The sequence below is a fragment of the Nocardia sp. NPDC059229 genome (assembly GCF_042754165.1).
Lineage (GTDB): Bacteria > Actinomycetota > Actinomycetes > Mycobacteriales > Mycobacteriaceae > Nocardia.
Genome location: NZ_JBHZAK010000031.1, coordinates 37,708 through 59,511 on the forward strand (window position 1 = coordinate 37,708; position 21,804 = coordinate 59,511).

Sequence of the window (21,804 nt, forward strand, 5' to 3'; positions counted from 1 at the left end):
GCTCAGTTCAACTCGCTCAGATGCCAAGCCATGTGCCCATTGGCGGTCTCGGCCTGTGTACGGGCGTATTCGATGCTGTAGCGGAAGCTCGTGTAATACCACTCGATGGCGCCGCCCATCCACAGCCGCATGGCTCGCGCGTACTGCATGACCGCTGAACGTTGATCGGCGCTCAGTCCGATCTCCTCGCACATCTGCGGCAGTTGGGTTTCCCGGGCGAGGAACTGCTCGATGAGATCCTCGGTGTGGGAAGCGACCGTGCGCATGGCCTCGTCGCGGGTGCAGCCGAGTTCTTGTTGGCGCACCAGCACGAGGTTATCGATATCGCCGACCATCTCCTCTTTCGGCACCGATATCAGATCGTTGGTGAGCAGTGAGATGTCCTCGGTCAGGCTGCGCATGAGCCGGATCTCCGGGCTGTGGAATGCGGCCGGGGGTACCTCGAAATGTCCCACGCGTTCCATGAGATCGAAGACGATGCCCATGCCGCCGCTGCCGCGGCGGATCACCAGATAATCCTCGACGCTCTCGGGCGTGCCCCGCACCCGGCCACGCGCCTCGTGTACGTGCGCATACAACCATCGGTCGTAGTTGTATGCGGCTCGCTCACACCACGATCGTGACATCCCGGCTCTGCTGCGATCCCAGATGTCCGCGAGCGCAGCCAGATACGGGGGAAGGCCGGTCCGTTCCTCCGTGTGAAACACTCCCGCAGCCTGGCCGACGACCCGTGCCGTCTCGATCGGATCCCGCCCTAGCGGCCCGTCGAACGGCTCATCGGTGATCGCGGCCATACCCATGAAATCGGCTAGCAGGTCCAAATCCTCCCCACGCGCGTACGGCCATCCCTGTGCGACCAGGCGCGTCGTCTCGATACGCACGAATCGGTCCAACGGGTAGGCGGCATCCGTGGCAGAGACGAGTCCATATCCCTGGTGCCAGTCGATGGTGTGGGCCAGGGAACGTTCCAGGTCCGGGCTGCACCGCATCTCGAAAGGGTGGACAACACGGCCATCGTGCGCATCGACGCTCACGTCGCTCTCCTCGATCTGATTCGACACACTGCGGCGCAGAGTAGGACCTCCCGAGAGGGGCGCAACCAACACGACGAGGGGGCTCAGCCCCAGTGAATTTTGTACCTACCGCCGCGGTCGACGGTGGGCTCACGCAAGCGCCCTGGACCATGCCCACGAGCGCGGCCGATTTCGAGGGCAACCAAGATCGGTGGGGCCGATCGATCTCCGAACTAGCCTCGCCCCGATGGGTCCACGACGAACGGAGACGATGTGACGACAACCAGGAACGTCGGCCCGTCCGAGGATTTGCAACGCGCGCACACGGTGCTGACCCGAGCCCGCCAACTGTGTACCCCGCTGCTACGGGAAGCCGTTGACTCCCTCCAGGATCCGCTACGCCGTATGGCCGGATACCACTTCGGTTGGTGGGATGTCCACGGCGTACCGACCGACGCCGATTCCGGAAAAGCACTCAGAGCAGCACTGACCCTCAGCGTCGCGGCAGCGTACGGCAGCCTCGAGCAGGGCTGTCGTGCCGCAGCGGCCGTCGAGTTGATGCACAACTTCACGCTGATTCATGACGACGTCATGGATGGCGACCATTTCCGGCGCGGACGGCCCACGGTATGGGCGGTGTGGGATGTAGGCGGCGCGATTCTTCTGGGTGACGTGTTGCAGAGCTTGGCATTTCGAATGGTGTCCACCGACATGCCCGCGACGGTCTCGGCGGCCGCCGCAGCCCGGCTGGCAGCAGCCGGGGTCGAGGTATGCCGCGGACAGCAGCAGGACTGCCTCTTCGAGACCCGCACACAGGTCGAGATGAACGAGTACATCGCGATGGCCGCCGGGAAGACCGGTGCACTCATGGGTTGCGCCGCAGCACTGGGCGCATTGTGCGCCGGCGCAACAGAGGATGCTGTCGCCGACATGGAAACCTTCGGCAACGAACTCGGGCTGGCATTTCAATTCGTCGACGACATCATGGGGCTGTGTGGTGATCCAGCGACCACCGGCAAGCCGGCAGGACGAGACCTGTTGCGGCGCAAACGAACTCTCCCGATCGTGGCAGCCCTGGAATCCGATACCGCTGCTGCCCGCTCGCTCGCCGAGCTCTACTTGTCCACACAGGCAATACCACCCACCGAGGTCGCCGCGGCCATCGAGCTGGTAGTTGCGGCAGGAGGCATACAGAGAGCCGGCGACCAAGCCCAGGCCCGCATCACAACGGCACTCGCGGCACTACCGGCAGATCTGCATACTCCAGACTTGGTCGCGCTGGCACAGCTTGTTGCGCACCGCAATCGGTAACGCTGCCCGCCGACGCCGACGTTTCGAGGGGAAACCTCCCTTGCAACTCAATTCATCACGTGACACATGAGGTAGAGGACTCTCCGTCGACCAGTCGTCGCTCCCCTATTCCGAACTTGCCTGTGGCACTTGCTCTTCGAAGCAGGGCGGCCGACCATCGGACAGTCCTGACCTCCGATAAGGTTCAGTTATCGGTAGTCAGAACCCCGAGCCTCACCCCCTCCATTCACGCTTTTAGTTACGTTAGTTTTGTCGCGATGCACACGTAATCAACGAAACGTAATTGGCCAGATTTGCCAAGGCTGCCCGGGCTGCCGTGCCGGCTCAGGTTCAGCGGAGCCAGGGCGGGCACCTGCTCGCGGACCGGGGGTAGTGGCGCAACCGGCCGGAATCCGGCGCTAACGCAGTGATGCCCCAGGCGGAGTGCCCAGAGCGCCACGAGATCGGTTGTGGCGGTTGCTATTTCTTGCCGGAGCTGCCGCCGCTGTTCGCATTGGTCGCGCCTGCGGATTGAGCTCGACTGGCGAACCGTGTTGCGGCCGTGCGACTGCTCGAGTTGCGGGCACCGGCGCTCTGGATCGCGGAGGCCCTGCTGGCGGCTATCTTGCCGCTGCCGCCTTTGCCGCTGGAATTCGACATCGCTACCTCCTTCGACTTCGTGCCCCCTCCAAGATCACGATCCCACCGTGCTTGCGGCTGTGTAACCCGTGTAGTCGGTGACCTGTGGATTCGGTGCCGCTCGGCGTATTCGCGCCGGATCTCGCAAAGATGCACCACCAGGGGCAATCTGCGGTCACGAGCTTCCTGACCTGCGTCGACTCGGAATTTATCTGCGGTAGAGCTTCCGCAGGCTGGCTTTCGCCGGATGGAGAGATCTTGCATATGATGCAAGATCGACGGCGGTCGTAGCATCCGCGCGAAAAACAACGAAGTTTCGCCTGACCAGCACCGATGGTGACCGCGCCGAGTCGGGTGGCCCAGGGGAATCTCACCCCTGGGCTCCCACAGATCCGGGCGTAACAGTCTCCCGTTACCCGGCTCTTGTCATCCTGTTCGCCAAGCGTGCGGTGTCCACTGCCAGTGCCGGAACATGGCAGGGTATTTCCGGACCGCGTTTTTGTAGGCGCGGCGGGCTTTCTTCACCGGTTTCAGCCGCCGATATTTGCAGCGGATCCAGCGCACCAGGTAGGAGTTGATGCGCGTCAGGAGGGGATGCAGCGCGGAGGGATAGAACGCTCCGTAATATCGCATCCAGCCGGTCACGATCGGATTGATCGCTCTGGCCAGTTGGGCGAAGGTCGAGCCGGTCCGGTGATGAAGCCGCCACGAGCGAACCTCGGCACCGATCTTCTTCAAGGCTTCCTGGCTGATCGCGGGCTGGAACGACACGAAAGTGCCGCCGTTCCTGGTCCGCGCCGTGCGGGACCTTAACGTCAACCCCAGAAACGTGAACTGCGTGACGCCATATGGCTGGCGCCGGTTCGCGTCTCGGCAGTACACGATCTTGGTCTTGGCCGGATGCAGAGCACGTCCGACCTCGGCCATCCGCTCCTGCAAGGCCGCCAGAACCTGGAGGGCCTGCCGCTCGGTGATGCAGTGCACGACCGCGTCATCGGCATAGCGCTCGAACTCGACTGCCGGAATTCCCGAACCAGCACCCGCGCCCACGCCGCAGCCTGCAGCGGCGTTGATCGAACAAGTACCAGCCACGGATGACCTGGCCCCTTGGCTCCATCCCGGAGACAGGGAGCATATCCGCGCGATTCGGTGCGAGCTCGCCGCCTATGACTTGGACCCGGCCGAGATGGTCACCACTGTGCGCCCGAGCCCGGAGCTCGAGAGTGACGTTGCCGAGGTGTGCCGCGGCCGACGCAACGCGAGTTTCCATCGGCTCGGCGAGCAGCTGCCCACGCTGCTGCCGGAGTTGCGCGCCGCGGTGCACCGCAGGTCCGGCGCCGAGCGTGCCGAGGCGCTCGTGATGCTGTGCGAGCTGTACTACTCGGCGCATTCGCTGGCCCACAAACTGGGATTCGCGGATCTGGCGACGTTGGCCGTGGAGCGGATGGCGTGGGCTGCAGCGGAATCGGGTGACCCGGTGTGGATCGCGGCCGGACAGTTCCAACGCGCTGCCATCTTGACCAGCGGCGGCGACTGGAACGCGGCACTTCGCTACCTGGAGACGTGCCGCAGCGATATCGAGTCCCGGCTGAGCGCTGGGCATCGAACCGACCTGATCGCTTGGGGTGGCCTGCATCTGCAATCCGGGCTCGCTGCTGCCCGGTCGGGTCGGCGTCAGCTCGCGGACGCGCACCTGGCCGAGGCGCGGGAGACTGCCGGCCGGATCGGTGGTGATCGGCGGGACTTGGTGCTCAGCTTCGGCACGACGAATGTCGGTATCTGGTCGGTCGCGCTCGCTGTCGAGGGCCTCGACGCCGCGGGGGCGCTGGACCGTGCCGCGGCGCTGGTGATTCCGGCCGGGACACCGAAGGAACGTGTCGGTATGCACTTTATCGACGTGTCACGCGCGTATCTGCTGCACGGCAACAGGTCCGGCGCGTTCGATGCGCTGCTGACGGCTCGCACGATTGCGCCCGCGCAGACCCGCTACAACCCGATGGTGCACGAAACGGTTCGGGCCCTGGCGCGCGCCGAGGCGCGGCGCACGGACACGGTGAGCGGGTTCGCTTCGTGGTGCGGCATCACCCACGCCTTGTAAGCCTCAGGCGGGCAGGCCCTTCGCGGCGGCGGGGGTGAGGAACTCGACGCGGTAGGAGTCGACGAACTTCTCTCGCTCGGCCAGAAACCGCAGAGTATGCGGCTGTTGCTCGTGCGCGTCGAATGCATCACGTGACGCATAGACCTCGTAGAAGACCCGCGCGAGCGGCTCACCCTCGACGGCGTGCGTCGCGTACACCAGCGTGCCCGGCTCCCTCTCGCGGATCTGCTCGACGGTCTCGGCCACCAGGGCATCGAAGCCGTCGACCGCGGCGGCATCGGCGAAGTTGAAGCGGACGACGAGAGCGAACATGGCTGAGCCCCTTCAGTATCGGCCCCGGCGGAGTCCGTCGAGGGTAGAGCAACCGTATCCGAGACAAGTCAGGGGTACCTGAATTCGGGTACCCCTCTGCCCACATTCTGCCCACAATTGGGCGGGAGACACCGAGATTCAGCGGGAATCGCTGAGACCTTAATTGGCAGGTAGAAACGCATTCTGTCCCTTGTCCTGTGCCCTGATCCGGGTTCGATTCCCGGCAGCTCCACCCATAGATATAGGTCCGGCCCGGTATCGCACCGGGCCGGACCTATATTTTTTGAGCCAACCCTCCGGCACCAAGGTCCTCCGTGCGGCTGCACCGTTCTATGGCTCCGGCTCCGGCTTCCCAGATGTGGTGAGGTCGATGCTCGTCACCTGCCATATCGTTTTTTCGGTTCGGAACGGAAGAGCTCGAACTTCTTGACGTCGAACACTTCTCGGACCGTAGGAGGCACCTATGACCGAATCGATGAATGCCGACCCCGACTGGTGGCGAAGGATGGGAGGCCACAATCACAACCATGCGGCCGGCCTGCGTGACTGGGCAGAGCCGCCGACCCAGCTCGACCATAATAAGGAGGCAATGGGTGCGGCCGGCCAGGCCCTGAGCGACCGTATGCAGCAGTACTGGGTCGATGTCCGTCACCCCGGAATACACGGGCTGGCGGACGGGTATGTCGATTCCGGCGACAACTGTTACGCGGCGGCCGACGACTTCATCCGTACGGACGATGCTGGCGCCGATCAGGTGCGTGCCTCCGGCGCGGCGGAAGCATGAGCGGCGCGGCGGCCGGTGGCGGCGCCGGGCAGCAACCTCCTCCCACGGTCCCGGATGAGGACATCTATTCCCCCAATTCTGGCGACACACTGACCAATACCGACGACGCCGCCGACCTGTACCCCGGCGATTCGCTGGTGTCGAAGAACGGCCTCTACCGGCTGACCTTCGAGCACAACGGCCAGGTGGTCATCGCCGGGCCGGACGGTAGCGCCTCCTCGCTGTCCGCGAAGAGGGTCACACCCGACCCCGCGAACCCGAACGCCCGCCCGGTACTTCGGTTCCAGCAGGACGGGAACCTGGTTGTTTACCCCAGTGCCGCGGATGCCAACGCCAAGAACGCGGTCTGGGCGGCGGGCTCGAACTGGAGCGGTGACAACAACGGCGCCAAAGGTGAGTTACTCACCGAGGATCGGCGCCCTCGCTCAGTACAGCTCAGCGACGACGGCCGGCTGCTGTTTTGGGACAACACGAACCCGAGTAGTGGCACGCAGGTCGGGTCCATCGATCTCGGCCCTCTGACCATAAACGGCGGCCTCGCTCAACCGGAAGACGCATCCCATCACTTTCACCCGGGAGGCGCATCCAATCACGATCACACCGGCGACTGGGACACGATTCTGCCGGTGCCGGTGAACCTCAAACCGGACGATCCACTCAGGGCATCCATCTACGAAACCTCCTGGCATCTGCAGACTCTGGTGGACATGATGGGTGGCGACAAGCCCATCGTCGTTCCCTTCGTCAAGAACACGCTGAAGGCCAAGAGCGAGGCGGATCTTCGGGCCGAATTCGAAGCAGGGGCAGCTCAGGGTCTATCCGGAGCCGCGCTGACCAGCTACCAGCAGGATCTCTCGTCGAAATGGGGGCAGGCAGCGGACTGGGAGAAAATCGACAAGAAATACCAGGACGCCGCCCATGCGGCGGGCCTTGAGAAGACCGCACAGTTCAAAACCATCAGGAATGCGGTCGATACTCTCAAGGGAGAGCTCGAGCAGATCGGCCCACGGTCCGGACGCAAAGACGACGGCACGTGGCCACCGCTGACGAAGGAGACCCGGAACTACATCTACGACCGGCTCGACAACGTACTGGCCACAGTGACCGGCGCCGTGACGAGCTACGAGCACTCCGTCCGGCATCTGACTGCGGGCCTGCCGCTGCCCACCGAGCACGACCCGAATGCCCCGGCAACCCCGCCCGGCAAGCCGCCCGAACAGCAGAAGCCGGCACACCACACACCGCCGCAGCACTCCGGGTCCACGGCACATAAGCCGGCGACCGCCCATAAACCCGCCGCCCATAAACCCGCTGCCCACAAACCCGCCACCCACAAGCCCGCCACCCACAAACCCGCCACCCATAATCCGGTCGAGGAGCCGAAGGAAACACCTGACTTGGACGATGGGACACCACCACCAGTCGTCTCGCCGCCGAAGGTGCAGCGTTCCAACCCGGTACACCGGAAGGTCCCCGTGCCGAGCGGAGCCGAAGTCTTACCGCAGCAGGGGCAGTCCAACCAGCAGAAGAAGCACCCCTGGTCATCCCGGGGCGCGGTATCCAGCCAGTCGCCCCGCAGTACCTCGCGCGGTTCTGTAACCCAGCACAGCAATCCGTCGCCCAGTGCGGACGGCTCTGAGGCCGCGTCGACCTAATTGGCGACGAGTTAGCGTGACTTTTCGCGGATCTGGACCTCGCACCCCGTTACGCTCCCGATCAGGCCTCGGTACCCAGGAGTTCGGCGGTGTAGGAACCAGGTTCGGGCAGAAGTTCCCTGTCCCACAACAGGACTCGCGCGCGGATGGCGGTCGTGTCGGTGCCGCGTGAGGTGTCGATGCGCACCGATATCGGTGCGGGCAGGGCCAGGAACGCGGTGACGAAGGGCAGTGACTCGGCCAGTTCCCACAGGGTGCGGGTCCGTCGAACGCCGTGCGCATGCGAACGTGCGCAGGTCACCGTCCAACCCGAGTGCATCGAGTCGCCGAGCGAATCGCGCGAGAGCGTCAGCGCGGACACCGTCTCATCCACGCAGTCGGCGACGGCGGCCAACTGGGTGTCAGCGGGAAAGCCAATGCTGGCCTCCAAGCCCAGTCCACCGACCACCTGCCGCTGTGTCCACGACTCGCGCAGCGTATGGTCGACCTGTTCTACCCAACGGTCGCCGGTGACGCGTTCCTCGAGGCCCAGCAGCCCATCGGGCCTCTCGACCAGCCGCAGCGTGCGCCAGCCGGACCGCACGGTCTGCCCGGCGGTGAATCGGGTGCCGGCGGCGATGGCGTCCTGGATGTCGTCGAGCACCCACGCCACCCACCACGGCCCGGATTCCGCCGCCGAGGTCAGAGCGACCCGGGCAACCACATCGGGCAGGCCCAGCTGCTCACCGATCATCGTGCGGGTCAGCCCATCTCCGAAACTCCCGAGCCCGTACCGCGCCCGCGCAATGGATGGCGGTGCCCATCGCGGCCCGAACCAGATGCCGCCGTGAGTGATGTCCGCACCGTGGCGCGACACAGTGGCGAGGACGCTGCCGCCCGCCAGCATGACCGACGGTTCCATGATCACGGTGGTGTCCGGCGGCAGCGCCAGGAACTGCCGCAGATACGGCAACTCCGCCAGCACCTGTCCGAGCGTCGAGAAGCCCACGGGCTCATGGTCGTGCTCGTCCAGGCAGATCAGGAACCAGCCCGACATGCCCGGTTCTGGAGTGCCCACATTCCGGCGGAACCCGAGTTTGCCCGCGGTACGCGCGCACGGACGCAGTGGCACTAGATCCGGTCCGGCGACACCGCCGTCGGACATCTCCAGTTCGAGTCTGGCGCACACGGTCTGCTGATAATGCAGATCGGTGATGGTCTCGTCGACCTGTTCCGACCACACCTCGGGCGTGACCTCCTCCTCGAGCCCGAGCGTGCCATCCTCGCGCGCGATGACCCGCAACAGCCGACCGCCGATACGAACCACCTGCCGCGGTTCGATCCACTGGCCACCGAGAACCGTGTCGCGCAACAGATCCAGGATGGCCCGCACCATGGCGGGGTCGGGCACCGGCTCTCGCACGATCACCGTGAATTCGGCGTGCCCGGAGTCGGCGGCCGTCGTCGTTCGCAAACGCATCACCGCAGTGTTTCTACCTGCCATACCGTCGATTCCCAGTGGTGGGCAGCATTATTGGTTCCCGGTAGTTTCGTGCGAAAAACAACGACTATGGCTTGACCAGCGGTGATGTCGGGGTACTGGTTCGGGCTGCGGGGCAACGTGATTGGTGCTTGGCTTCCGATGGGGTTGATCGAACTACTCTCTCCTTCGTCCGCGACGGCGACACCGTCCTCGTCCATTCCATGGATCGCCTCGCCCGCAACCTCGACGATTTCGGCGCCTGGTCACGGGTTACACAGCTTCCCCGGCTGCGGGCACAGCGGGATCCTGATCTTGGAGGGGGCGTGAAGTCGAAGGAGGTAGCGATGTCGAAGTCCAGCGGCAGGGACGGCGGTCACGCCAGCGGCGGCAAGAGATGGCCGTCGGCAGGGCCTCCGCGATCCAGAGCGCAGGGGCCCGCAACCCCAGCAGCGCCGCGGCGACATCAGGGTTCGCCAGTCGGGCCCAGTCGGTGGCCGCGACCAATACCGGCGGGTCGAACAAGAAATAACAACAGCCACAACCATTTTCGCGATGTCCTGGGCCTGGCGTCCCGGGCATCACTGCGTTAGCGCCGGATTTCGGCCGGTTGCGCCACTATCCCCGGACCGCACCGGCGAAGTGTTTACCGAAGCGGCGTAGCTCGGATTCGGGCTGGTGCCGCGGTTCTATACCGAACGGGGACGGTTTCCCCGCGGACGAGCCGAAATCCCTGACGCGGCATTCGATTACATCGCAAGCCAGGTCGGTGTGGAGCGGACGGATATCGCGTACTACGACCGGGCGAACCGGCATAGGGCATCGGGCTCAGATCCGGGAGTCGCGGGGGTTTCGGGAATGCAGCACGAATGACACCGATGGGACCGTTTCATGGCCGGTCGAAGAATGTCACCCAGCGCGAGCACGTGGTGAGCGGGTGTGTGAGCACCTGTTGGCGGTGAGGCCGTCGGCGGAGCCTCATCCTGCCGATGAGTCGGCCGAGTATTGGCTGGCTGTCCAGGGCGCTGCACCGGGTGTGGGGGAAAGCGTCACCGTGATCTCGGATTTGCCCGCGGTTTCCGATCCCGGCAGTGGGTAGGCGTCCTCCAGCCAACGGTGGATATTGTTGCTGCGGGCCTGCAGCCAGGTGCCGGTGGGTTTGTCGTCGACGAATACCTGGGCCGATTGGTTGCCGGCGATCTGGTCCGAGATTCGGCGCAGTAGAACTCCGTGGTTGTCGGGATGTATCTGCAGCCGGAAGGTGATCCGGCCGCTTCCCACGTCGACCGTGCCGGGCACCGCGACCGCGTCGTGGGTTCCTTCGTACTGGCTGACCAGGTGATACGGGGTGCTGTCAGGGGCGGAGTAGGCGTGCCGGCTACGACTGGCCGAGTCGGCGAGGTCGAGGCTGTCGCTGTTGCTCATCACGGCATCGAGTTGGGTGTACAGGAAGGTGGTGGAGCTGTAGTCGGCATCGATGAGGTCCCGCTTACCGTGTTCCATGCCGAACCGAATCCCCGACCGGTAACCGATGGCGTCGGCCAGCATGACCCGGTAGGTGGAAAGGCAGTAGTCCGCGCAACCGGGACCGGTCCCGTCGTGGGCCGGCATACCGGTGAACGGCGCGCTGTAGTTCGTTCCGCCGACCGGGAATTGGTCGGGTTCTGCTTTGATGTCGGGCGACCACTCGATATGCCCCAGGAAATACCAGCCACCTTCGTAGAAATCCTCGGTTCCAGTGCCATACAGCTGCGGCGAGCGCAACCCGTCCACGTAGACACGCTCGGCGCCTTCGAGAAAAGTCGGGGCCGCGGGCGAGAACGAGGTCGGTGTGCGGGTGCCGCGCATGGTCGCGTTGACACCGACGATCTTGCCCTGTCCGGGCTGGTCGGCGAATATCCAATCCTGGCCGGAGGTGGTCGGCGCGGAGTTGGAAACAGCGGTGAAATAGCCGGCACCGCGATTGTCCAGCGCCTTGGCCCACTGCGGATCCGGAGCGTACGCGACGTCGGTCTGGACTCCGGCGATCGGATTCATCGTGGTGTTGACCAAGCTGACGAGTAAATCGTGCCCGTACGGCATGGGCCACCAACTCGACATCCAGCCGTTCGGGTCACCGGCGAACAGCAACGACCGCACAGGGTCCGTGCCCAGCCCGGAGCCGAAGAATCCACCCACCGGCGTATCGACGGTCTGGTGCCCGTCGAAGGATATCCGCAGCCGTAACCCGGATCTGGCTTCCTCGGTGTCGACCGGAAGACGCAATCGCAGCGCCGCGATACTGCCTGACCCGGTCGCTGTCGCGATCTGGACCGGCGCGCCGGGCGGGATGTCGAGGGTGTGCGTCTCGTCATGGGTTCCCGCGAGTAGGGGTTTGGGGTCGCGGGTTCCGGCCGACTGGAGGGCCGCCACCACATCGTCGGCGTGGTCGGACGGATCGAAGGCCCGCACCCCGCCCACATCCGGGAAATGGCGATAGTAGACGTGGTAGTACTTCAGCTTCGCATGGACACTGATGCGCATCGAGTCGCGGTAGGCCATCGGCACCTTGATATACACCCCGCCGCCTGCCTGCTGGGCATTCGCGACCAGTGGGAACACGTAGGGTGCGCCGAGACTGCCGTTCACCACCGACTGCAGCGGAGCGTTCAGCACGGTCTGGCCGTCGAGCTCGATCTGGATGTTCCCCATGGCCGAGACATCACCGCGGACGCCATTCACGTCGTTGGTGAACCAGACCGAGGAAATCTCACCAGCCCCCGCGTCCTGGGCAATCACGCATCCCTCGCCGCCCGCGCTGAGACACCCTCCGCTGCCATTGTCGTTTCCGGTGTACGCCTCGTAGGTGCCGCCCGAGCGATCGAAACTGGAGAACTCGAGCGTCCGGGAGCCGTCCTGGAGATACGGCAATCGATCCAGTCGGCGGTAGGTGTCCCAACCGGTCAGCGGCACTTGGGTTTCCATAGGGTGTGCTGCTTTCCGCACAGCCGCACCCGGTCCACTGGTGCAACCAGCCAACAGCACGATCGCCCCCGCAGCGGCAAACCCGGCTAGCACACGTCCCCACCGGCTCCGCCTCGACATCACTGCAAAAATCTCCGCCACCTCCTCGATCACATGAACGTGATCGAGATCTTCCGGCTCGGCCAGCGGGACTGTCCCGTGCGATACCGCCACCGCCGGGAAGCCGCCCCCTGGATGTCGGCGATGCTCCTCATGATCCGAGGATCATGAGGATGCGCCTGGCAAACCGGTGGCAGCGGGTGCCGGCGAACTGCACCGGCACCCGGGTCGCTCGCGATTCAGGGAACTTCGGTCTCGGGTCGGAACGTATCCAGGTCGAGGTTGCGGAGCCAAGTTCTGTAATTGGGGTTGAGAATGTCCATGTCGATGGAGAGGTCGCCGGCGGTGAGGATGAGGATGACGTTGGGTAGGTCCCAGCGCAGGTACGAATTGGGTTGTGCTTCTCGGCGAGTGGGCGCTCCGAGGTCCCTCGTAATTCGGCAGGAGAGTTCGGTGTAGACGCCGACCAAGCAGGCGGCGTGGGCGGGGTCGGTGATGTCGGTGGTGAAGTAGGAGATTCGTTGCAGCTCGGGGGTGCCGTCGGTGGTGATGTAAGCGTCGGCGTCGGTGCGACCGTTGGAGTGGTCGGTGGTGAACGTGGCGCTGTTTCGGGTAAGACGGTTGAGGTGTAGTCCTATGGCCGAGCCGAAGGTAGTGAGGTCGGCGACACTCCATGTCCAGGCGAATTCGGCTGCATGATGGGCGATTTGAACCGCGGTGTTCACATCGGTGTACATAGGTTGGTCAATGCCTTCGGTAATGGACGGGGATCGAAGAGATCAACCTTGCAGGTTCGAGCTGACATCGACCTGGCAGGCTTTGACAGACGGCAAGAAAGCGCCCACCATTCGGCGTGGAGTGCATAGTAGTCAGCTTCGTACTCGACCGGTGGTTTGCCATCGAGCCGGTCTTGGTCTGCGGCAACGGGCTGCCGAGCAGGAACAGATGATCTCGGCACGCTGCCGAGCATCGCGGTCAGTGCCCGGTGTCGGAGAGGGCGTCGTCAGCGATCGCCAGCGCCCGCGCGAGCATCCGTGCCACCTCGTCGGCTTGGCTGTCGAAGTCGTCCCATAAGTCGTCCAAGGCGTTGAGCCGCTGATGATCTCGGTGACGGGCGGCGATCCCGGCGTCATAGGTATCGGCGAGTTCGAACGGCTCGACGAGGGCGGGAGTGGGCGAATCCGGTAAGGCTGCCGTGACCGCGGGGTACAGACGGTAGGTCGGCAACGGGTCACGCAGATGCGCGGTGACGATGGTGGCGATCGAGGTGGCCGACAGGGGCTGCAACCATACCGGGATGTGGTCGTGCATCGGGGTGTATCCCCGTCGATCGAAGCTGGTGAACAGCGGAAGGTCGGTGTGGGCGGGGTCGAGGTCGTCCTGCGGGAGGCTGCGATTTCTCAGATGATGTTCGAGCATGCCGTGACCCGCTGGCCGGGGCGCGAAACGCAACACCTCCACCCAGCGGCGCAGGACCGAGACCGGGCAAGAGGCGGGGTCGCCGGTCGACACGAGGGTGGACAGGCCCCCGGCGATGATCGCGTCTCCCGTGCCGAAGCACACCTCGCGCTGGGTCAGTCCCGCGATCTGCGGGTAGGTCATACCGGAGGCGGCCAGCACGAGCAGCGCAGCGTTGCGGCGGCCGAACAGGCCACAAGTCCAGCCCCAGATAGGCAGTTGGGGCACTACGGATTTCACCCGATTCGCGGTCTGCTTCCGCCGGTGCGCCCGATGCGCGCTGAGTGCATCGCGCAAGGCCGCGGCACGACCGGGCGCAGCGAAGCCCGCCGCGAGGTGGGCGCGGTTGATCGCGGACAGCCGGGTGCGATGCGTGGCCACAGTGCCGGGATGATCGTCGAGGAAGGCCGCCACGGTCAACGCCGTAGCGGGCAGCACGACCTGATCGGCGGCCGCGCACCAGCGCGCGAACAGCGCCCAGCTACGCTGGTAGCGCGCGGGCAGGTCCGGCTGCGGACACCGATCATCCGGCGGCACAACCGGTTCGAGCTCGAACGGCGGCGTCACAGCCGCAACAATGCGGCCGCGGTGGTCGCGGCGGACGAGGCTCGGTCGTAGCGGCGCACAGCGTCCGCCGACTTGTGCCGGGTCAGCGCCATCACCTCATCCAGGCTCGCGCCCCGGGCGAACGCCTCGGTCGCGGCCCCGGCCCGGATCGCCCGCGCGCTCAACGACGCCACCGTGGCGGTGTCCAGCCCGGCTTGGGTCGCACGGCGTTTGAGCATCCGGGAGATGGATCCTCCTGTCAGCGCCTGCTTCTCGCGAGGGGTGCCATTGCGCAGCGATCGAAACAGCGGGGCTGTGGTCTGCGGTACGCGGGGCCAGGGGCCATGGCACACATGCTCGTGCGGTGCAGCCGGGCCGCCGCGGACCAGGCGCGTTACCGCCAGTGCCCCGGAATCGGCTGCCGTCACCGCCACCGTGGTCCAGTCCACCACCGCCCCGTCGCACTCGCGTTCCTTCTCGCGCTTGACCACTCGGTCGACGGCCATATCGTAGGAGGCGATCACCGCCAGCCACCGCAGGTAGGCACACCACGGACACCACCGCGCCGACGTGTTTCCCCGGGGCAGATACACGAAGTCGGGGTCACCCCTGCCCGCCCCCGGCTTGCACAGCCGCACCGCCAGCCATTGCTCGTCGAGCCGCTCGGCCGTGGTGACATCGCGCACCTCGAGGCGAGCCAACTCACCGGTCCGCAGCGCACCGCTGAAACCCAGCACCAGCAACGCGATATCGCGTCGTGCGGCGACCTGCGCGACCCAACCGTGCGCGCCCTCATCGATACTGGTCACGACCGCGCGCAGTTCGGCGGCCAGCAACGGCGGCGTCGAGCGCGCCGACTCGCCGTCGGCGGCGCGACGTTCACGAATCTCGGCCATCAGCGCGGTCACGAGCGGATCGGTGCACGGATTGGGCAGTCGCTGTCGCAGGTGCCGGTCACCTATCGCGGCGAGCCAGACCCCGAATGTGGTGGATTTGTAGCGATACCGCCCGTCGGTGGTCTTCCGGGCCGCCTCCCCCACATAGCGCGCGACAGTGTCCGGAAAGGCCGGGAAGGAGTGGTAACCCTCTGCGGCACACCAGGTTTCGAAGCGGCGCCAGGCGGAGTCATAGCTTCGCCGAGTCCCGGGAACCTCTCCCAAGAGATCGACAGTCACGGCCGCGGCCCCTTCGCTGTCATACCCGGCCGAAGGAGCCATCCACTCGCCGGGCAGCCTGAGGCCGCCGGTCGGCCAACCCCGCTCCGCAGCCTAGCGGGCCCGGCCGACACCGTCCGGGAGGTCGCACAGACCGGCACCGGGTGACCACTCGACACTGATCGGCCACGACCGGCGGCGGTGGCGGAGGCGTCGATCCGGGCGGCAGTGCTCGACCGTCCGAAAGCCCACCCCGTACTTGCGCTGAATCTGCCTGTTCGACAACCCGTTCCGCGCACCAGGATCGTCTCTTCGTCCAACCTCTGAAACGTCGCACGACAGCCCGCAGTCATGAGGCGGCGGTGATGATGTGGGTGTTATCGTCTGCCACTTCGGTCGGGTCTGTGGACGTCGCGAACCAGTGGGTTACCTCGCCGCCCTTCAGATCAGAAGCGACCTCACCGGTCGGGAGGACCGAAAGAGCGCCGACAGTCGCGGAGGCAAGGAACTCATCAATGGCGGGCAGGCCGGTGGTGGCGGTCGTGAAAGTGGCCGACAGGTAGTCGATATCGTTGTCGGTACTCAGGTCGGATGCACGAGCAAGAGCCTCGGCCTGAGTCAGCGCGACCCACTCACCTGTACCGTCGCAATAGATGAAAGCCGGGTCGGTTTCGGATAGCGGGCGGACTCGGTCGGTGTAGGAGACCCGGTGGGGAGACCGGTCAGCGACCTCGGACTGGACTCGGGGGTCTGCGAGCGCCAGCCAGTGCACGGGTTCTGCGACCGGTTCCTGAGTGATGCCGAAAGTCGTTCCGGCGGCGAGGATGTCGCCGAAGGACAGGCCGTTGGCGAACAGGACGGCGGCTCCGGCCTTGTGGATGGCCCAGACGGCGACGACGGCGTCGACGGTGTGCGGGAGGGCGACGGCGACGATGTCGCCGGGGCCCGCGCCGCGGTCGATGAGCAGGCGTGCCAGCTGGGAGCTGCGGCGGTCCAGGACATGGTAGGCGATTTCCTGGCCGTCGGAGAGGAGGGCGGGGGCCTGGGGGTCCTCTTCGACGACGGCAGCCAGCGTTTTCTCCACCGTGGCAGTGCCGATCCGCACCGATTCCACACCCGAATCCGCCGGTGGGCCCGATCTGTCGGCGAGGATGCGGGCGCGTTCGGCGGCATCGAGGATATCGATGTCGCCGACCAGACCCTCCGAATCGCCCAGCAGCCCCTCCAGGATCCGGTCGAAGCGGGCCGCCAGGATCGCGACGTCGCCGGCGGTGAAGCGGCTGGTCAGGTAGCGCATCCCGATCTCGATGGCCTCACCGGCCATGATCACCAGCGACATCGGGTAGTGGGTGTTGTCGTTGATGCCCACGCCGCTCACCGACATGCCGTCGATGGAGCTGGCCTCGGCGATGGCGTCCTTGTCGACCGGGTAGGACTCGAACGCCATCATGGTGTCGAATTCGGCTCCAGCGCCGGCCAATTGCTGGATCTCGGTGAGCCCGATGTGGTGGTGCTCGAGCAGGTCGGCCTGGTCGTGCTGGACGCGCTGCAATAGTCCGCCGATGGTTAGGCGGTCGTCGACGCGGATGCACACCGGCACCGTGTTGATGAACAGACCCACCATCGATTCCACGCCCGGCAGGTCGCCCGGACGGCCGGACACGGTCGCGCCGAACACCACATCGCTGCGCCCGGTGAGGCGGCCGATCAGCACCGCCCAGGAAGTCTGGATCAGCGTATTCAGCGTGACGTTGAGCTCCCCGGCACGCTTGGTGAGCGCGCGAGTGCGATCGGCGTCGATTTCCAGAGTGTGACGGCCGATCTCGTAGTCTTCTTCCCCGGCTATGGCCGACGCGAGCTGGGTGGGCACGTCGATGCCGGCCAATGCGTGCTTCCACGCTTCGAGGGATTCGTCGCGGTTGCGTCCGGCCAGCCAGGCCAGGTAGTTCCGGAACGAGGGCACCCGCGGCAGCACCGACTGATCCCCTCGCACCGCGTACAGCACCAGCAGGTCCTGCATGAGCAGCGGCATGGACCAGCCGTCCACCAGGATGTGGTGGGTGGTGATGATCAGATGCACCAGGTCGTCGCTGATCCGGAACACGTTGAACCGCATGAGCGGCGCCGCGGACAGGTCGAAGTGCGCGGCCCGATCGGCCTCGATCATCTCCCGCATCCGCGGATTGCGTTCGGCCTCCGGCAGATCCGTCAGGTCGACAACCTGGAACGGCACCTCGACCCGGTCCAGCACCACCTGGTGGGCCTGACCCTCGGAGTCGGTGACGAACGCGGTCCGCAGGCTCGGGTACCGGTCCAGGATGGCCTGCGCGGCCACCTTCAGCCGATCCACGTCCACCACACCGCTCAGATCGAGCACGGTCTGAATGGTGTAGACGTCCACCGTGTTCTGGGTGAGCATCGCGTGGAACAGCAGACCCGACTGCAGCGGCGAGAGCGGCCACACATCCGACAGCGCCGGATACGCCTTCTCCCACACCTCGATATCGGACTGCGTGACCTTCACCAGCGCCAGGTCCGACGGCGTGAAACCACCCGCGTCGGGCCGCTTGGCGTGTTCGGCCAGCGCGGTCAGCGCCGCCACGAACAGATCCGCGAACTCCTGGACCCGTTCGGCCTCGAGCAGCCCGCGCGGGAAGGAGAACGCCGCACCCAGCCGCGGGCCGTCCTCACCATCGGTGACGATGGCATTGATGTCGAGGGAGGCGTTGGCCGGCATGTCGGCGTCCATGTCGCCGTCGAGGCGGCCCAGATCCTCGACCGGCACCCAGCCAAGCTCGGCCATGCCCTCGGGCACCTCACCCGCGGACATCCGACCCAGGTAGTTGAAGCTGATCTGGCCGACATCGCGCAGCTGCGAGGCGGTTTCGGGGTTGAGGTAGCGCAGCAGACCCCAGCCCACACCCTTGTCGGGCAGCGCCAGCAGCTGTTCCTTGACCGATTTCACGACCTCGCCCAGCGCGTTTCCGCCCGCGAACGCCTCCTCCAGGTCCACACCGGGCAGGTCCAGCCGCACCGGGAACGCGGCGGTGAACCAGCCGACCGTGCGCGAAAGATCCGCGCCCGCAACGATTTCCTCTTCGCGGCCGTGGCCTTCGAGCTTGATCAACGCCGAACCGCCCGCGGTCTGTCCGCGCCAGCGCGCGACCGCCAGGGCCAGCGCCGAGAGCAGACCATCGTTCACCCCGCCTCGGAACAAGCCCGGGACCGCGGTGAGCACGGCATCGGTGACCGACGCCGGGACACTGACCTCGATCCGCTCCAACGTGGAGAACGTGTCGACCTTCGGATCGAACGCCCGCGACCCGACCAACGGATCCGCAGTCTCGGTGACCCGCTGCCAGAACGGCAGTTCCGCGATCCGCGCCTCGTTGCGCGACTCCTCGACCAGGGCATGCGCCCAGCGCCGCATCGAGGTGCCGGTCTCGGGCAACGCGATCGGCTGCTCGAACGCCACCTGCGACCAGGCCAGACCCAGATCCGGAATCAGGATGCGCCACGACACGCCGTCGACCACCATGTGGTGCGCGACGATCAACAGCACATCACGACGCACGCGCGCCTCGTCGGAACCCTCGGGGGCGAAAGCGAACCACACGAACTGCACCATGGCGGCATTCGCCGGATCCAGTCGTCCGAGCGCGGCATCGAATTCGATGCTGCCGACCCGGGTCAGCTCCTCGTCGGAGACGTCCCCGGCCAGCTCGACCCGATGCACCAGCGCGTCGACATCGACCGCACCCTGCGGCAGCGCCTCGTATTCGAAGCCCTCCGCAGCGTTCCCGCGCAGACGCGACCGCAGCACATCGTGGTGATCGAACAGCGCCGAGATCGCCCCGACCAACACGTCACGCGTGATCCCGTCCGGCAACCGAACGGGTATGGACTGCGAGAACCGTTCGTAGGACGACCCGCTCGACAGAATCGCGTGCATGATCGGCGTCAACGGAATGTCGCCGACACCGCCACCCGGCAATTCCGCCAGCATCATCGAATGGTCGACACCACCCAGTCGGGCCACCTCGGCCAACCCCGCCACGGTCCGTCGCTCGAACACGTCACGCGGGCTGAACACGATGCCGCGCGCCTTGGCCCGCGAGACCAGCTGGATCGACACGATGGAGTCACCGCCGAGCGCGAAGAACGAATCGTCCACGCCTACCCGGGGCACCTGAAGCACCTCGGCAAACACCTCGGCCAGCTGTGCCTCCAGGTCGCTGACCGGCTCACGATATTCGCGTTGCCGCAGTACAGGTTCGGGCAGCGCCCGGCGATCCAGCTTGCCGACCGGGGTCAGCGGGATCTTGTCCAGCACCGTGATCGCCGCCGGCACCATATACCCGGGCAGCCGCTCAGCCAGATACTCGGTGAGCTCGGTCAGGTCGATGCTACGTCCAGAGACCGGCAACACGTAGGACGCCAACATCGTCGCACCGCTCTCGGTCTTGTGGCCGAGCGTGACCGCGAAGTCGACGGTGTCGTGTGAGGTCAGGGCCGCATCGATCTCACCGAGTTCGATGCGGAAGCCCCGAATCTTCACTTGGAAGTCATTACGGCCCACATATTCGAGGGCCGGGCTGCCCTCGCCATCGACACACCAGCGCACCATGTCGCCAGTGCGGTACAACCGCGCACCCGGCTGGTACGGGTTGGCCACAAAACGTTCGGCGGTCAAGCCCGGTCGCTCATGGTAACCCCGGGCCAGTTGGACGCTGTCGAGGTACAGCTCGCCCACGACGCCGTCCGGCACCGGCCGCAACCGGCCATCGAGCACCAACGCCCGCACCCCACGAATGGGCCCACCGATGACCAGCCGATCACCGGCCACGAGCGGGTGGCTCATCGCGGTGACGATGGTGGTCTCGGTGGGGCCGTACACATTGTGGAACGAGCGAGTGCCACCATCCGCCAACGGAATAGCCCAGCGCGCGACCATATCGTTGGGCATGGCCTCGCCGCCCGCCGCCAGTACCTCGAGGCTGTCGAGTCCGGTCGGATCCATGGTCGCCACGGCCGCCGTGGTGACGAAGGCGTGCGTGACACGCTCGGTCCGAATCACCTCGGCCAGTTCCTCGCCACCGAAGACGCCGGACCGGACCACTACCATCGTGGCCGCGGAGCCCACCGCGAGCAACAGCTCCATGATCGCGGCATCGAAACTCGGCGACGCGAAATGCAAAGTGCGCGAAGTCGAGTCGAGCCGGTACCGGTCGAGCTGTGCCTGGCTGTAGTTGGCCAGACCGGCATGGGTGACCACCACGCCCTTGGGCACACCCGTGGACCCAGAAGTGTAAGTGATATAGGCCGGATGCTCAGGCCGCAGCGGAATACGCCGATCCATATCCGTGACCGGTTCGGCAGTGTAGGAGGCGATCTCGGCCTGCACCATCGGATCGTCGAGCGAGATCCACCCCGCTAACCCGGCGATCGGCGGCAGACCCTCCAGCTCGGCGTCCAGGGTCAAGCCCAACGCCACACCGGAGTCAGCGACCATGTGCTCGATGCGGTCGGCCGGGTAGGACGGATCGACCGGCACGAACACCGCACCCGTCTTGGCGACGGCCCACAATGCCAGCACCGACTCCAACGAACGTCGAATGGCCACGGCAACACCGACTTCCGGACCCGCGCCGCGCTCGATGAGCATTCGCGCCAGACGCGAGGAGGCCGCATCCAGCTCGGCGTACCCCAGCGACCGCCCCTCGAACACCACAGCCTCACCGAACGGTTGGCGAGCCACAGCCTCAGCCAGCAGATCCGGCAATACGCGTGATGAGATGCCCGCGCCACCAGTGCGAGACAGCACTTCGGCGCGCTCGTCGGTGGACAGGATCGACAGGTCGCCGACCGCGGTGCGCGGCGCGGAGACGATCTCGCCGAGCAGTCGCAGGAACCGATCCGCGAAACCCTCCACCGTGCTCTGATCAAACAGGTCACGGGCATAACCGAATTCGGCGTACATGCCCGCGCCTGTGCCATGCGCATCAGAGATACGGTCGTCGGCCGGGGCCTCGGTCAGCGTGAGCTGCAGATCGAACTTGGCGACCTCGTTCTCGAACTCGACCGCCTCGGCCCGCAGCGCGGGCAGCTCGAAGGAGCTGTCGGGCAGGTTCTCGAACGACAGCGCCACCTGGAACAGCGGATGCCGCGCGGTGGACCGCTCCGGGTTGAGCAGCTCGACCAGCCGCTCGAACGGAATATCCGCGTGCGCGAACGCCGCCAGGTCGCCGTCCTTGGCCTTGGCCAGCAGCTCGGTGAAGCCGGCCTGTCCGTTCACCTCGGTGCGCAGCACCAGGGTGTTGACGAACATACCGA

General features: G+C 65.8%; 14 protein-coding genes and 1 pseudogene. 5 read left to right on the top strand and 10 right to left on the bottom strand.

Translation table 11 applies throughout. The features are described from left to right. Positions 1-2: 2 nt before the first annotated feature. Positions 3-1,034, bottom strand: a complete 1,032-nt coding sequence (locus ACFXHE_RS40025; RefSeq protein WP_379390314.1) for a hypothetical protein — start codon at positions 1,032-1,034, stop codon at positions 3-5. A 252-nt stretch (positions 1,035-1,286) separates the two neighbouring features. Between ACFXHE_RS40025 and ACFXHE_RS40030 the strand changes: the two genes are divergently transcribed. Next, on the top strand, positions 1,287-2,324 hold the full coding sequence (locus ACFXHE_RS40030; RefSeq protein ID WP_379390316.1) for a polyprenyl synthetase family protein: 1,038 nt from the start codon (positions 1,287-1,289) through the stop codon (positions 2,322-2,324). A 459-nt stretch (positions 2,325-2,783) separates the two neighbouring features. Here ACFXHE_RS40030 and ACFXHE_RS40035 read toward each other — a convergent pair whose 3' ends face one another. Together ACFXHE_RS40035 and ACFXHE_RS40040 are read right to left on the bottom strand one after the other, a co-directional pair. After that, positions 2,784-2,963 (bottom strand): hypothetical protein, encoded by a 180-nt coding sequence (locus ACFXHE_RS40035; protein ID WP_379390318.1) that lies wholly within the window; start codon positions 2,961-2,963, stop codon positions 2,784-2,786. A gap of 405 nt (positions 2,964-3,368) precedes the next feature. Next, positions 3,369-3,992, bottom strand: coding sequence for a group II intron maturase-specific domain-containing protein (locus ACFXHE_RS40040; protein ID WP_379390320.1), 624 nt, complete (start codon positions 3,990-3,992; stop codon positions 3,369-3,371). A gap of 136 nt (positions 3,993-4,128) precedes the next feature. Between ACFXHE_RS40040 and ACFXHE_RS40045 the strand changes: the two genes are divergently transcribed. Further along, positions 4,129-5,040 (top strand): hypothetical protein, encoded by a 912-nt coding sequence (locus ACFXHE_RS40045; RefSeq protein ID WP_379390322.1) that lies wholly within the window; start codon positions 4,129-4,131, stop codon positions 5,038-5,040. 3 nt (positions 5,041-5,043) lie between these two features. Here ACFXHE_RS40045 and ACFXHE_RS40050 read toward each other — a convergent pair whose 3' ends face one another. Continuing rightward, positions 5,044-5,352: a putative quinol monooxygenase gene (locus ACFXHE_RS40050; protein WP_379390324.1), complete on the bottom strand. Its 309-nt coding sequence runs from the start codon at positions 5,350-5,352 to the stop codon at positions 5,044-5,046. A gap of 463 nt (positions 5,353-5,815) precedes the next feature. Between ACFXHE_RS40050 and ACFXHE_RS40055 the strand changes: the two genes are divergently transcribed. After that, positions 5,816-6,136 (top strand): hypothetical protein, encoded by a 321-nt coding sequence (locus tag ACFXHE_RS40055; protein ID WP_379390326.1) that lies wholly within the window; start codon positions 5,816-5,818, stop codon positions 6,134-6,136. Then, a complete protein-coding gene (locus tag ACFXHE_RS40060; protein WP_379390328.1) occupies positions 6,133-7,791 on the top strand; it encodes a hypothetical protein in 1,659 nt (552 codons plus the stop codon). Before ACFXHE_RS40055 ends, ACFXHE_RS40060 begins: the two co-directional genes overlap by 4 nt. A gap of 61 nt (positions 7,792-7,852) precedes the next feature. On the opposite strand, the gene ACFXHE_RS40065 is transcribed toward ACFXHE_RS40060, so the two are convergent. Continuing rightward, complete coding sequence (locus ACFXHE_RS40065; protein WP_379390330.1) at positions 7,853-9,250, bottom strand: hypothetical protein; 1,398 nt, start codon at positions 9,248-9,250, stop codon at positions 7,853-7,855. A 182-nt stretch (positions 9,251-9,432) separates the two neighbouring features. Here ACFXHE_RS40065 and ACFXHE_RS40070 point away from each other — a divergent pair. After that, positions 9,433-9,530 (top strand): annotated as a pseudogene (locus ACFXHE_RS40070) (recombinase family protein); the annotation flags it as partial. Positions 9,531-10,228: 698 nt separating this feature from the next. On the opposite strand, the gene ACFXHE_RS40075 reads toward ACFXHE_RS40070, so the two are convergent. The 5 genes from ACFXHE_RS40075 to ACFXHE_RS40095 form a co-directional block, all read right to left on the bottom strand. After that, on the bottom strand, positions 10,229-12,334 hold the full coding sequence (locus ACFXHE_RS40075; protein WP_379390332.1) for a glycoside hydrolase family 172 protein: 2,106 nt from the start codon (positions 12,332-12,334) through the stop codon (positions 10,229-10,231). A 218-nt stretch (positions 12,335-12,552) separates the two neighbouring features. After that, the gene (locus ACFXHE_RS40080; RefSeq protein ID WP_379390334.1) at positions 12,553-13,050 is read right to left on the bottom strand and encodes a DUF6301 family protein; all 498 of its coding nucleotides are present in this window, start codon (positions 13,048-13,050) and stop codon (positions 12,553-12,555) included. A 238-nt stretch (positions 13,051-13,288) separates the two neighbouring features. Beyond that, on the bottom strand, positions 13,289-14,338 hold the full coding sequence (locus ACFXHE_RS40085) for a hypothetical protein (protein WP_379390336.1): 1,050 nt from the start codon (positions 14,336-14,338) through the stop codon (positions 13,289-13,291). Next, a complete protein-coding gene (locus tag ACFXHE_RS40090; protein ID WP_379390338.1) occupies positions 14,335-15,492 on the bottom strand; it encodes a hypothetical protein in 1,158 nt (385 codons plus the stop codon). The genes ACFXHE_RS40085 and ACFXHE_RS40090 overlap by 4 nt, the downstream gene beginning before the upstream one ends. A gap of 328 nt (positions 15,493-15,820) precedes the next feature. Beyond that, positions 15,821-21,799, bottom strand: a complete 5,979-nt coding sequence (locus tag ACFXHE_RS40095; RefSeq protein WP_379390340.1) for an amino acid adenylation domain-containing protein — start codon at positions 21,797-21,799, stop codon at positions 15,821-15,823. Positions 21,800-21,804 lie beyond the last annotated feature (5 nt).